The 12994-nt window shown below is 72.1% G+C and carries 9 protein-coding genes, 1 pseudogene and 1 riboswitch; of the genes and pseudogenes, 8 read left to right on the top strand and 2 right to left on the bottom strand.

Annotated features, from left to right (window positions below; all coding sequences use genetic code 11):
* Positions 1-4: 4 nt before the first annotated feature.
* Complete coding sequence (locus tag SM793_RS29410; protein ID WP_320441340.1) at positions 5-1084, top strand: MazG family protein; 1080 nt, start codon at positions 5-7, stop codon at positions 1082-1084.
* A 70-nt stretch (positions 1085-1154) separates the two neighbouring features.
* Here the strand turns inward: SM793_RS29410 and SM793_RS29405 are convergent, their stop codons facing one another.
* Complete coding sequence (locus SM793_RS29405; protein WP_320441339.1) at positions 1155-1577, bottom strand: SDR family NAD(P)-dependent oxidoreductase; 423 nt, start codon at positions 1575-1577, stop codon at positions 1155-1157.
* A gap of 261 nt (positions 1578-1838) precedes the next feature.
* Between SM793_RS29405 and SM793_RS29400 the strand changes: the two genes are divergently transcribed.
* The 7 genes and pseudogenes from SM793_RS29400 (at position 1839) to SM793_RS29370 (ending at position 9979) form a co-directional block, all read left to right on the top strand.
* Complete coding sequence (locus tag SM793_RS29400; protein ID WP_320441338.1) at positions 1839-3125, top strand: cytochrome P450; 1287 nt, start codon at positions 1839-1841, stop codon at positions 3123-3125.
* 232 nt (positions 3126-3357) lie between these two features.
* A riboswitch (cyclic di-AMP (ydaO/yuaA leader) is annotated at positions 3358-3506 on the top strand.
* A 5-nt stretch (positions 3507-3511) separates the two neighbouring features.
* Complete coding sequence (locus SM793_RS29395) at positions 3512-4345, top strand: transglycosylase family protein (protein WP_320441337.1); 834 nt, start codon at positions 3512-3514, stop codon at positions 4343-4345.
* A 313-nt stretch (positions 4346-4658) separates the two neighbouring features.
* Positions 4659-5945, top strand: coding sequence for a phosphopyruvate hydratase (eno, locus tag SM793_RS29390; RefSeq protein ID WP_030398007.1), 1287 nt, complete (start codon positions 4659-4661; stop codon positions 5943-5945).
* Between the two features lie 126 nt (positions 5946-6071).
* Positions 6072-6584: a septum formation initiator family protein gene (locus tag SM793_RS29385; protein ID WP_320441336.1), complete on the top strand. Its 513-nt coding sequence runs from the start codon at positions 6072-6074 to the stop codon at positions 6582-6584.
* A pseudogene (locus tag SM793_RS29380) lies at positions 6556-7089 on the top strand (DUF501 domain-containing protein); the annotation flags it as partial. The gene SM793_RS29385 and the pseudogene SM793_RS29380, both read left to right, overlap by 29 nt.
* A gap of 143 nt (positions 7090-7232) precedes the next feature.
* Positions 7233-8174, top strand: a complete 942-nt coding sequence (locus SM793_RS29375; RefSeq protein WP_320441335.1) for a Ppx/GppA phosphatase family protein — start codon at positions 7233-7235, stop codon at positions 8172-8174.
* A gap of 428 nt (positions 8175-8602) precedes the next feature.
* Positions 8603-9979: an NAD(P)/FAD-dependent oxidoreductase gene (locus SM793_RS29370; RefSeq protein ID WP_320441334.1), complete on the top strand. Its 1377-nt coding sequence runs from the start codon at positions 8603-8605 to the stop codon at positions 9977-9979.
* Positions 9980-10360: 381 nt separating this feature from the next.
* Here the strand turns inward: SM793_RS29370 and SM793_RS29365 are convergent, their stop codons facing one another.
* On the bottom strand, positions 10361-12919 hold the full coding sequence (locus SM793_RS29365) for an ABC transporter permease (protein ID WP_320441333.1): 2559 nt from the start codon (positions 12917-12919) through the stop codon (positions 10361-10363).
* Positions 12920-12994: the final 75 nt, after the last annotated feature.

Here is a 12994-nt window from a genome sequence, read left to right as displayed (position 1 = left end):
AGGGGTGACGACGAATCCTCCGGGCGCGAAGCTGATCCTCCTCATCACGACCCACCGGGTGGCCCCCGGCCTGCTGTCCTGGCCGGCCTGGGAGGCTCTGCGCTCGGCCGGGCGGGTGCTTGCCGGCGATGCCGGTCACCCGCAGCTGCCCGCCCTGCGGCAGGCGGGTGTCGAGGTGGAGGTCGTGGCGCCGGGCTCCGCCCCCGCGCTGGCCCGGCTGCTGACCGGGGCTCCGGCGGACGGCGCCGCCGGAGCCGGGACGACGGTCTGGCTGGGCGGCCCGGACGGCGACCCGGGGCTGACCGACGCGCTGGCCCGGATCGCGGTCGAGCACGCCGGCGAGGTGCCGGAGATCGAGGTGCTGCCGGGCTCGTACGACCTGCCGGGCTCCCGGCTGCTGGACCTGGTGTCCGTGATGGACCGCCTCCGCTCGCCCGGCGGCTGCCCGTGGGATGCCGAGCAGACCCACGCCAGCCTGGTGAAGTACCTGGTCGAGGAGGCTTTCGAGCTGGTCGAGGCGATCGAGGAGGGCGACCGCGACACCCTCCGCGAGGAGCTCGGCGACGTGCTGCTCCAGGTCTTCTTCCACTCCCGGATCGCCGAGGAGCACCCCACCGGGGCGTTCTCGATCGACGACGTGGCGGGCGACATCGTCGAGAAGCTGATGTACCGGCATCCGCACGTGTTCGGGGACACCGAGGCGGACGGCACGGCCGAGGTGGAGGCCAACTGGGAGGCGCTCAAGGCGGCCGAGAAGTCGGACCGCGAATCGGTGCTGGACGGCGTCCCGGCCGGACTGCCCTCGCTGGCCTACGCGGCGAAGCTGGTGTCGCGGGTGCGCCGGTCCGGGTTCGCGGGCGTGCCGGACGAGCCGTACGAGCTGCCCGCCGAGCTCACCGCGGAGTCCGCGGGCCGGCTGCTGCTCGCGGTGGCGCAGCGCGGGCACGATGCCGGGCTCGACGTGGACGCCGCGCTGCGGGCGGCGGCGCGGGAGTACCGCGACGCGGTGCGCGCCGCCGAGGGCCTGAAGCCCGCCGAGCGGCCCGAGCGGCCCGAGCAGTCCGAGGAGCCCGAGCTGCCCTGAGCGACCAGGCAGCCCTGAGCGACCGACCGGTCGGCGCAGCCCCGAAGCAGCCGCAGCCGCCCCCGGGCCCTCAGACCGCGGCGACGTCCTCCACCGGATGGCGCTGCGGCGGAACGACCTCGCCGATCGCCTCGCCGACCAGCGCGACGAGTTCGGCGAGCCGCTCCAGGTCGAGGTGGTCGGGCAGGTCGGAGAGGGAGACGATCCGCTCGCCGTCCGGCCCGGCCACGCAGAACAGGTCGATCGGGCCCAGGTGCTTCTCGGCGGTGTCGACCAGCGCGGCGACATCACTGGGGCGGCGGACGTCGCCGCACACCCCGACGACCGGGCAGCCCGGCCGGTCGAGTTCGGTGGCGAGGTCCTCGGCGACCCCGCCCCGCTGGTCGGCGATCAGCATTCCGGCGGCTCCCGCCGCGGCGAACCGGCGGGCGAGGTCCGCCCCCGACCCGCCGTCGAGTACCGCGATCACGATGACCGCACCGATGACCCGCATGGCCCTGCTCCTCCCTGTGGGCGGCTCCGCACCGGCGCCCACGGACATCTTGCGGAGGATCGTAGGCACGACCGGATCCTCCGCAACAGGAATTACCCCTCAGGTGACCAGACTCACGCCTGCTCCCGCCCACCATCACCGGAACGATCACCGAAAGGATCGGCGGCGGCGGGATCAGCGGCGGGACGGGCCGGGGGAGGGGGCGGGATCGGCGGCGCCCACGGTGCGGTGCCGGGGACGCACCCGGGATACCGTCGACCCATGCCAGCTCAGCCCGCTTCCGCCCGTCCGCCCCTGTTCACCTGGGAGTTCGCCGCCGACCCGTATCCGGCGTACGCGTGGCTGCGCGAGCATGAGCCGGTGCACCGGACCACCCTGCCCAGCGGGGTGGACGCCTGGCTGGTCACCCGGTACGCGGACGCCCGCCAGGCGCTCGCGGACAGTCGGCTCTCCAAGAACCCGGCGCACCACAGCGGGCAGGCCCACCGCACGGGCCGGGTCGGCATTCCGGGCGAGCGCCAGGCCGACCTGATGACGCACCTGCTGAACATCGACCCGCCCGACCACACCCGGCTGCGCCGCCTGGTGTCGAAGGCCTTCACCCCGCGCCGGGTGGCCGCCTTCGAGCCCCAGGTGCAGCAGCTGACGGACCGGCTGATCGACGGCTTCGCGGCGCGCGGATCGGCCGACCTCATCCACGAGTTCGCCTTCCCGCTCCCCATCTACGCGATCTGCGACCTGCTCGGGGTGCCCGCCGAGGACCAGGACGACTTCCGGGACTGGGCCGGGATGATGATCCGGCACGGCGGCGGCCAACGCGGCGGCGTGGGGCGGGCGGTGAAGCGGATGCGGGCCTACCTCGCGGAGCTGATCCACCGCAAGCGCGCGGACCTCGGGGACGATCTCATCTCGGGGCTGATCCGGGCCGGCGACCACGGTGAGCACCTCACCGAGAACGAGGCCGCGGCGATGGCCTTCATCCTGCTCTTCGCGGGCTTCGAGACGACGGTCAACCTGATCGGCAACGGCGTCTACGCGCTGCTGCGCAACCCGGGGCAGCGGGCCCTGCTCCAGGAGTCGATCGGGCGCGGCGAGAGCGCGCTGCTGGAGACCGGGATCGAGGAACTCCTGCGCTACGACGGCCCGGTGGAGCTGGCCACCTGGCGGTTCGCGACGAGTCCGCTGACCATCGGCGGGGTGGAGATCCCGGTCGGCGATCCGGTGCTGGTGGTGCTCGCGGCGGCGGACCGGGACCCGGCGCGGTTCGCGGACGAGAACACCCTCGACCTGGCCCGGGCGGACAACCCGCACCTGGGCTTCGGGCACGGCATCCACTACTGCATCGGCGCCCCGCTGGCGCGCCTGGAGGGGCGGGCCGCGCTGACCACCCTGCTGTCCCGGCTGCCGGACCTCCGGCTCGCCGCGGACCCGGAGGAACTGCGCTGGCGCGGTGGTCTGATCATGCGTGGACTTCGTGAACTTCCGGTCGAATTCACGCCGGAAGCGGGATCGGCGGCAACCTCCGCCGACCCCTCGGCAGTTCACTGAGGGGCGACTCGCGACACGCTGACGCGGACTCTCCGCAGGGCGGCTGCATAAGGTGTGAAGCTCCATCAATGCGGACATATCGCTTCGGTTGGTAGGCAATCCATCACGTGACGTGATTTCCGTGTGATAGCAGCGATATGAGCTTGTGATTGCTCTGAAGATCTGTCTACTCTCCGGGGAGCCCGCGGAAGCGGGTCCCGTGCGCGGAACGCCGAGTCCTGCCCGCCGCGTCACCGGAAACCGACCAGAACCCTGGGCAGGGGCGGGGGAACCAGGTCTTGCGCCGTCTCCCACGGCTTGGGGTGAAGCCGCCTCCGCGCGGCCGGGCCACCTCCCGGTCCGAACCCGACAGCTCACCTCGCAGGCGTGCGGAGAGGGACTCCTTCATGCTGTTCGTCGGAACCGGCCGTCACCGTCGTCGCACCCAGACCGAGAAGGCCATCGCCGTCGCCGGAGTCGCCGGCGTCGGACTGGCGATGCCGCTCCTCACCGCCACCGGCGCCTCGGCCGCCCCGGCCTCGGCCTGGGACGCGGTCGCCCAGTGCGAGAGCGGGGGCAACTGGGGCATCAACACCGGCAACGGCTTCTACGGTGGCCTGCAGTTCACCTCCAGCACCTGGAAGGCGTTCGGCGGCACCGCCTATGCGTCGCAGGCCAACCAGGCCTCGAAGGCGGCGCAGATCACCGTCGCCGAGAAGGTGCTGGCCTCGCAGGGCCCGGGCGCCTGGCCGGTGTGCTCCAAGAAGGCCGGTCTGAGCAAGGGCGGCGCCCCGGCGGCGGTCGACACCTCGACGGACGCCGCGCCGGCCGCCCCGAAGCCGCAGGCGCAGCCGTCCCAGCAGGCCCCGAAGGCGCAGCAGGCCCCGCAGGCGCAGGTCGAGCAGCAGGCCCCGAAGGCCGCGCCGAAGCACGCCGCCCCGAAGCCCGTCGCGCCCAAGTCGGAGGCCCCGCAGGCCCAGCGGACCCCGCAGTACACGCCGAAGCACGCCAAGCAGGCCGCCCCGCAGGTCCAGCAGACCCAGCAGGCGCAGCAGACCGAGCAGACCCAGCAGGCGCCGGACGGCCAGGGTTACACCGTCCGCTCCGGCGACACGCTGGCCGGGATCGCCGCCACGCAGGGCGTCCAGGGCGGCTGGCAGGCCCTGTACGACGGCAACCGCGGCACCGTCGGCGGCGACCCGGACCTGATCGTCCCCGGCCAGGTCCTCACCCTCGGCTGACGCTCCCGCACCCCCGCCGCCCGCCGCCCGCCGCCCGCCTGCCCGTCACCGGGTGAGCGGGCGGGCGGGCCGGCAGGTGCGCCCGCTTCGGCCCGTTCCGCCGCCCCTGGACGCAGCCGGACACCCCGGGGCGTCCGGGGCCGGGCAACCAGGTGAACTACCGGTGGGTAGCACGGCCACACGCTGAGACGGAGCCGAGGCCGACGTGGCCCGGACAGCCGGTGCGGTTAGGCTCTGGTCGTAACGACTCCGCAATCGTCCGGCCGACGGCACCCCACTGTCAGCCGCACCTGCTTCCGCTAGGAGATGCCTCGTGCCGTCCATCGATGTCGTCGTAGCCCGTGAGATTCTCGACTCGCGCGGCAACCCCACGGTCGAGGTCGAGGTCGGCCTCGACGACGGCAGCACCGGCCGTGCCGCTGTCCCGTCGGGTGCCTCCACCGGTGCCTTCGAGGCCCTGGAGCTCCGCGACGGCGACAAGAACCGCTACTTCGGCAAGGGCGTGGAGAAGGCCGTCCTGGCCGTCATCGAGCAGATCGGCCCGGAGCTGGTCGGCTACGACGCCACCGAGCAGCGCCTGATCGACCAGGCCATGCTCGACCTGGACGCCACCCCGGACAAGTCCTCGCTCGGCGCCAACGCCATCCTGGGCGTCTCGCTGGCCGTCGCGCACGCCGCCTCCGAGGCCAGCGACCTGCCGCTGTTCCGCTACCTGGGCGGCCCGAACGCGCACGTCCTGCCGGTCCCGATGATGAACATCCTCAACGGTGGCTCGCACGCGGACTCCAACGTCGACATCCAGGAGTTCATGATCGCTCCGATCGGCGCGGAGTCCTTCTCCGAGGCCGTCCGCTGGGGCGTCGAGGTCTACCACACGCTCAAGGGCGTGCTGAAGGAGCGCGGCCTCTCCACCGGCCTGGGCGACGAGGGCGGCTTCGCCCCGAACCTGGACTCCAACCGCGAGGCCCTCGACCTCATCGTCGAGGCCATCCAGAAGGCCGGCTACGTGCCGGGCAAGGACATCGCGCTGGCCCTGGACGTCGCCGCCTCCGAGTTCTACGAGGACGACGCCTACCAGTTCGAGGGCAAGGGGCTCACCTCCGCCGAGCTCATCGAGTACTACGCCGGCCTGGTCGCCGCCTACCCGCTGGTCTCGATCGAGGACCCGCTGGACGAGTCGGACTGGGACGGCTGGAAGGCCATGACCGAGAAGCTGGGCGACAAGGTCCAGCTGGTCGGTGACGACCTGTTCGTCACCAACCCGGCCCGCCTGGCCCGCGGCATCGAGACCGGCACCGCCAACGCGCTGCTGGTGAAGGTCAACCAGATCGGTTCGCTGACCGAGACCCTGGACGCCGTCGAGCTGGCCCAGCGCAACGGCTACCGCTGCATGATGTCCCACCGCTCCGGCGAGACCGAGGACGTCACCATCGCCGACCTGGCCGTCGCCACCAACTGCGGCCAGATCAAGACCGGTGCCCCGGCCCGCTCCGAGCGCGTCGCCAAGTACAACCAGCTGCTGCGCATCGAGGAGATCCTCGACGACGCCGCCGAGTACGCCGGCCGCGGCGCCTTCCCGCGGTTCAAGCACGAGGGCTGACCCGCCCGGGCGCCCGAGTGGCGCACGCCTGACCGGTGCCCCGCCGTTCACCCCGTAGGGTGGACGGCGGGGCACCGTCGCGACCAGGAGGGGACACCGGAGATGGCAGGCTGGAGGATCCCGGGCTTGGCGGCCCGGCCTCGGTTCACGAGCCGGGCGACCGTCCTGGTCCTCGTGCTCTGCTCCCTGGTGGCGATCCTGGCCTACCCGACCCGGCAGTTCATCTCGCAGCGCTCCGAGATCACGGCGCAGCGTGCCCGGGCCGAGCACGCCCGGCAGCAGGTCGAGGAGCTGCGCCGGGAGAAGGCCCGCTGGCAGGACCCGGAGTACGTCAAGGCGCAGGCCAGGTCCCGGCTGCACTACGCGATGCCGGGGGAGACCCCGTACATCGCGGTGGACCCGGCGGCCCAGGACCCGGCGAAGTCCTCGCTGGGCGCGCCGCCGCCCGCGCCGGGCCCGGCGGTCGGGACGGTCAAGGCCGCCCGGCCCTGGTACGCCAGTGTCTGGGACTCCGTGGACGCCGCCGCCGCTCCCGCACCTCCCGCCGCTCCCGTGACCCCCGCTGCCCCGGCGCAGCCCGCCCCTTCCTCACCACCCGCCCCCGCCCCCGCTGGAGACAGCCCCTCCCATGACCACTGAGAACCACCCCACCGTCTCCGACCAGGACGTCGCGGCCATCGCCGCACAGCTCGGCCGGGTCCCGCGCGGTCTGCGCGGCGTCGCCCACCGCTGCCCGTGCGGCAATCCGGACGTCGTGGAGACGGCTCCCCGACTGCCGGACGGTACGCCGTTCCCGACGCTGTACTACCTGACCTGCCCCAAGGCCGCCTCGCTGATCGGCACCCTGGAGGCGGACGGCGTGATGAAGGAGCAGAGCGCCCGGCTCGCCGAGGACCCGGAGCTGGCCTCGGCGTACCAGAAGGCGCACGAGGACTACATCGCCCGCCGGGACGCCATCGAGGTGCTGGAGGGCTTCCCGAGCGCCGGCGGTATGCCGGACCGGGTCAAGTGCCTGCACGTGCTGGTCGGCCACTCGCTGGCGGCCGGCGAGGGCGTCAACCCGCTGGGCGACGAGGCGATCGGCATGCTGGAGGACTGGTGGGCCAAGGGCCCGTGCGTGTCCCCGGCGGAGGTCGAGGCGGCCGGTGGGCGGGTGCTCCGCAACCGGGCCAAGGCGCAGGACCACGAGGCCGTGATCGCGGCCAAGGAGCAGAAGACCGCCGAACGCGCCGCCAAGCGGGCGGCGCAGGAGGCGGACGGGGCGGACGAGGCAGGGGAGGCCGAGGCATGAGCACGACCAGGGTGGCCGCGATCGACTGCGGGACCAACTCGATCCGGCTGCTGGTCGCGGATCTGGACCCGGAGACCGGGGAGATCACCGACCTGGACCGGCGGATGATCATCAACCGGCTGGGCCAGGGCGTGGACCGCACCGGCCGGCTGCACCCGGACGCGCTGGCGCGCACCTTCGCGGCCTGCCGGGAGTACGCCGAGGTGATCTCCGGCTTCGGCGTCGGCCCGGAGCGGATCCGCTTCGTCGCCACCAGCGCCTCCCGGGACGCCGAGAACAGCGCCGAGTACGTCGACGGCGTGCGGGCGGCCCTCGGTGTCGAGCCCCAGGTGGTCAGCGGCGAGGAGGAGGCGCACCTCTCCTTCGTGGGTGCCACCAAGGAACTCACCGGCGGCACCTTCGCCACCCCGTACCTGGTCTTCGACCTGGGCGGCGGCTCGACCGAGTTCGTGCTCGGGGCCGAGGACGTCGAGGCGGCCCGCTCGGTGGACATCGGCTGCGTCCGGCTGACCGAGCGGCACTTCGGCGGCGCCGAGCTCCCCTCGGACGAGCAGATCGCCGAGGCGCGGGCGCATGTGCGGGCGGAGCTGGACCGGGCCGAGGAGGCCGTCCCGCTGACCGGTGCGGGGACCCTGGTCGGCCTGGCCGGGACGGTCACCACCATCTCGGCGATCGCCCAGGACCTGCCGCGGTACGACTCGGAGGCGATCCACCACTCGCGGATCTCCCGCGAGCGGGTCGCCGAGATCGCGGACCGGCTGCTGCGCGCGACCCACGCGGAGCGGGCGGCGATCCCGTCGATGCACCCGGGCCGGGTGGACGTGATCGCGGCCGGCGCGCTGGAGCTGCTGGAGATCATGGCGCGGACGGGCGCCGCCGAGGTGGTCGTCAGCGAGCACGACATCCTGGACGGCATCGCCTGGAGTATCGCCCGCTGACCAGGCACGGGGCTTACCGCTCCGGCCCCGGAGGCCCGTCCGGGGCCCCGGGGCCGGGGCGCGCCCGGGGCCGTACGGAAAAGTTCGTGAATTTCTTCACATGGAGATCCGCCCGTTCGCCGCGTCGGGCGGTCCGGTCCGTCCGATATGTGGGACCGAAGGCTCGCTCGGCGTGATAACCGCTGGATCGTAGGTTCTGGGCCCTCAGAGGTTTGAAATTCGAAATCCCGTACGGGAACCAGGCCCCGTCATGGATCGTTGCTGCTCAGCGGGGCCGTCGTCCCGGGGGTGTCCGCCGGGGGGCCGGAATGGCCACGAGATGTCGGCCGGGGGGTCGAAACGGGGGCGCGAAGTGTAGCAGAGGGGGTCCGTCCGCTTGTGAGCGGGCTCACGAAGGCTGCTCCGAACGGTGCTGGATACTTTCGGATATGAGCACCACGGAGCGTCCTCGCATCCTCATTGTCGGCGGTGGTTACGTCGGCCTGTATGCCGCGATGCGCATCCTCAAGAAGATGCGCTACGGCGAAGCGACCGTCACGGTCGTGGACCCGCGGTCGTACATGACGTACCTGCCCTTCCTCCCCGAGGCGGCCGGCGGCAACGTCGCGCCCCGCAACCTCGTCGCGCCCCTGCGCACCGCGCTGAAGAACGCGGAGGTGCTCACCGGTGCGGTCACCGGTGTGGACCACGAGCGCAAGATCGCGACCATCCAGCCCTCGGCCGGCGACTCGTACGAGCTGCCCTTCGACTACCTCGTCGTCGCGACCGGGTCGGTCTCCCGCACCTTCCCGATCCCGGGTCTGGCCGAGCACGGCATCGGCATGAAGACCGTGGAGGAGGCCATCGCCCTCCGCAACCACGTCATGGCGCAGCTGGACAAGGCCGAGTCCACCACGGACGAGGCCATCCGCCGCAAGGCGCTGACCTTCGTGATCATCGGCGGCGGCTTCGCCGGCGTCGAGACGATCGCCGAGGTCGAGGACATGGCGCGCGACGCCGCCAAGATCTACAAGACGGTCAGCCGCGACGACATGCGCTTCATCGTGGTCGAGGCCGCCAACCGGATCCTCCCCGAGATGGGCCCGGACCTCGGTCTGTGGACCAAGGAGAAGCTCGAAGAGCGCAACATCGAGGTCTACATCGAGACCTCGATGGACTCCTGCGTCGACGGCCACGTCGTGCTGAAGAACGGCATGGAGACGGACGCCTCCACCATCGTGTGGACGGCCGGCGTGAAGCCGAACCCGGTGCTGGCCCAGTTCGGCCTGCCGCTGGGCCCGCGCGGCCACGTCGACACCGCGCCGAGCCTCCAGGTCCAGGGCTTCGACTACGTCTGGGCCGCCGGCGACAACGCCCAGGTGCCGGACCTCGCCGCGGGCGAGGGCGCCTGGTGCCCGCCGAACGCGCAGCACGCCGTGCGCCAGGCCGCCGTCCTCGGTGACAACGTGATCTCCGGCATGCGCGGCTTCCCTCAGCAGGAGTACAAGCACAAGAACCTGGGCGCGGTCGCCGGCCTCGGCCTGCACAAGGGTGTCGCGATCCTCTTCGGCAAGTACAAGCTGAAGGGCCGTCCGGCCTGGTGGTTCCACCGCCTGTACCACGGCGCCATGGTCCCCACCTTCAACCGCAAGGTCCGCGTCTTCACCGACTGGACCCTCGCCGTCTTCCTGAAGCGCGAGATGGTCGGCCTCTCCCAGATGGAGAATCCGTACCAGCCGATCCAGGAGGTCACGGCGCCCACCAAGCGCCCCGCCGTCGAGGCCGCGAAGCCGGCCGCCGACAAGGAGCTGGCCACCAGCAAGTAGCGACTACGGACCCGGTGTGGGAGCACCGGGTATGAGTCGGAGGCCCTCCGCCCGGCACCTTTGCCGGACCACGACCTCCGTGGTGCTCAGCCGGCTGTGCGAGTCGGGCGGAGTACAGAAGTAGCAGAAGACCCCTGCCGAACCCTCCGGCAGGGGTCTTCGCGTTTATTCGCCCGCTCGCCTCCGGGGCGCTCCGCTCCGGTGCCGACGGTCGGCGCTCCAACGCCACTCGTACCTCGTGGCGTCCTCGCTTCTCCCTTTCGGCACCGGCGCGCCCCTTCGGCTCGGGGCGGGTCGCCCGCTCGCCTCCGAACCGAGGGGGCGGGTCGCCCGCTCGCCTCCGAAACCGAAGGGGCGGGTCGCCCGCTCGCCTCGTTGGCGTCAGGCGGTCTTGATGCTGTCCAGGATGTCCAGCCCGGCGGCCCGGCGGGCCGGCCAGAAGGCGGCCACCACACCGACCAGGGCGGCCAGGGCCAGGAAGAGCAGCAGCTGGCCGAACGGGAGCACCGTGGTCATACTGGGCAGGCTGGCCTTGAGGGTGCCGTTGATCGCCCAGGCCGTGAAGCAGCCGAGCAGGATACCGATGCCGGCGCCGAACACCGAGATCACCACGGACTCCAGCCGGACCATCCGCTTGATGCCGGAGCGGTCCAGGCCGATCGCCCGCAGCATGCCGATCTCGCGCTTGCGCTCGAAGACCGACATCGCCAGGGTGTTGATCACCCCGAGGACGGCGACCACCACCGACATCGCCAGCAGCCCGTACATCATGTTCAGCGCGAAGGTGATGTTCTGGCTGAAGCCGTCCCGGACGTCCTGGCGCGACTTGACCTCGATCACCGGGTTGGCGCCGGTGGAGTCCTTGAGCGCCTTCCGCAGCGCCTCGGTCTCCCCGCCGGTGCCCTTGACCAGGACGCTGTCCAGGTAGGGCTGGGGGTCGTGCTTGAGGATCTCGCTGTTGGCCAGCATGGCCCCGCCGAGCAGGTCGTTCGTCTCGTACACGCCGCCGACGGTCAGGGTGCCCTTGGCGTCGCCGGGGTAGCCCACCTCGACGGTGGAGCCGGTGTCGACCCCGAGCTTCTTCGCCAGGTCATCGCCGAGCAGCAGCTTGCCCTGGCCGAACGAGGCCGAGGAACCGCTCTTCATCTTCACCGTGAGCAGCTTGTCCAGGCTGTCCGCGTTCAGGCCGGTGATCTCCCGGGACTTGCCGTTGAGGTCCCACTCGACCTGCGCCAGCGGCGAGGAGGCCGCCACCCCGGCGGCCTTCGCGACCTCGGCGGGGACCTTGTCGGACAGGCTCATCCCGTTCGCCGCGGAGACCAGGTAGTCGGCCTTCATCGCGCTGGTGATGGCCCGGTCCACGGTGTCGGACACCGAGGCGCCGATCACCGTCAGGCCGCTGACCAGGGTGAGGCCGATGGTGATCGCGGCGGCGGTGGCGGCGGTGCGGCGCGGGTTGCGCACGGCGTTCTGCCGGGCCAGCTTGCCGGGCATGCCGAACAGCTTGCCGAGGGCCGGTCCGACCAGGGCGATCACCGGGCGGGAGAGCAGCGGCAGCAGGACGAACACGCCCAGGACGGCGAGCACGGCGCCCAGCGCGACCGGCATCCGCCCGTCCGCGTTGCCCTTCGAGGCGCCGAAGGCGACCAGGGCGATGCCGGCGGCGGCCACCAGCGAGCCGAGTACGTTCCGGACCACCAGGGACTTCTGGGTGGCGGGCTGGTCGCCGCTGCTCATCGCGGCCACCGGGGCGATCCGGGCGGCGCGGACGGCGGGCAGCAGCGCGGAGAGCACCGTCACCAGGACGCCGACCACCAGGGTGACCACCACGGTCAGCGGCTTGACCACCAGCGGGCCGGTCGGGAGGCTGTCGTTCAGCGAGGCGATCAGGGACTGCAGGCCCGCGCCGATGCCGAGGCCGGCGAGCAGGCCGGCCGAGGCCGCGACGGCGCCGATGGCGAACGCCTCGATCAGCACCGAGCGGGTCACCTGCCTGCGGCTGGCGCCGACCGCCCGGAGCAGGGCGAGTTCCTTGGTGCGCTGGGCGACCAGCATGGTGAAGGTGTTGGCGATGATGAAGATGCCGACGAAGAGCGAGATACCGGCGAACGCGAGCAGCATCGTGCGCAGGCTGTCGGTGCCGGCGGTGATCATCCGCTCTTCCTCGGCCTTGAGCTCGGCCCCGGTGCGGGTCTCGATCTGCTGCTCCGGCCGGAGCTTCTGGTTCACCTCGGCGAGCAGGGCGTCCTGGCTGGTGCCGGGCTTGGCGGCGAGCACGATGCTGCTGTAGCGGCCGGGCTCCAGCAGGATCTGCTGCGCGGTCGCGCGGTCGAACAGGGTGAGCGTGCCGCCGCTGTTCACCACCGGGTCGTCGGTGGTGAAGACGCCGGTGAGCTTCGCCTCGACGACCGGGCCGTTGGAGCCGATCCGGACGGTGTCGCCGACCTTGTAGCCGCCCTCCTCGGCGGTCTTCCGGTCGAGGGCGATCTCCTTGCCGTTCTTCGGACCCTGGCCCTCGGCCATCGGGTAGCGGGCGTCCTTGCCGTCCGGGCCGGGCGCGAAGTTGGCGCCCTTGGCCGTCCAGGCCTGGCCGATCAGCTCGCCCTTCTTGTCGCCCACCCCGGTGAAGCCGCTGACCACGCCGCGGACGCTCGCGGCGCCGGGCAGCGCGGCGAGCTGCTGGAGGGTGGTGTCGGTCAGGGTGACCGCGTTCTTGTCGCTCTTCTCCCGGAGGGACGCGGTGGCGCCGGCGGAGGAGTCGACGACCTGGACCGACACGTCGGAGTAGCTCTTGGAGTTGTTCTCCCGCATGGCCTTGCCGAAGGTGTCGGAGAAGACCATGGTGCCGGCCACGAAGGCGGTGCCCAGCATGACGGCCAGCGCCGTCATCAGCAGTCGGCCCTTGTGGGCCAGCACATTGCGCAGTGCGGTGCGATACATGGGGTTTCCTGGGTCCTGGGGTCTGCGAAGGGACGGGCGGCGGCGCGTGGTGCGTCAGCTGGTGCGGCCCTTGGC

The organism is Kitasatospora purpeofusca (genome assembly GCF_034043715.1).
GTDB lineage: Bacteria > Actinomycetota > Actinomycetes > Streptomycetales > Streptomycetaceae > Kitasatospora > Kitasatospora purpeofusca_A.
This window is presented reverse-complemented; position numbering and strand designations above follow the sequence as displayed.

Excerpts from the sequence above, each read along its gene's own strand:
- SM793_RS29405 (WP_320441339.1), bottom strand. The coding sequence starts at position 1,577 with ATGCGGGTCATCGGTGCGGTCATCGTGATCGCGGTACTCGACGGCGGG.
- SM793_RS29400 (WP_320441338.1), top strand. The coding sequence starts at position 1,839 with ATGCCAGCTCAGCCCGCTTCCGCCCGTCCGCCCCTGTTCACCTGGGAG.
- SM793_RS29395 (WP_320441337.1), top strand. The coding sequence starts at position 3,512 with ATGCTGTTCGTCGGAACCGGCCGTCACCGTCGTCGCACCCAGACCGAG.
- SM793_RS29375 (WP_320441335.1), top strand. The coding sequence starts at position 7,233 with ATGAGCACGACCAGGGTGGCCGCGATCGACTGCGGGACCAACTCGATC.
- SM793_RS29370 (WP_320441334.1), top strand. The coding sequence starts at position 8,603 with ATGAGCACCACGGAGCGTCCTCGCATCCTCATTGTCGGCGGTGGTTAC.
- SM793_RS29365 (WP_320441333.1), bottom strand. The coding sequence starts at position 12,919 with ATGTATCGCACCGCACTGCGCAATGTGCTGGCCCACAAGGGCCGACTG.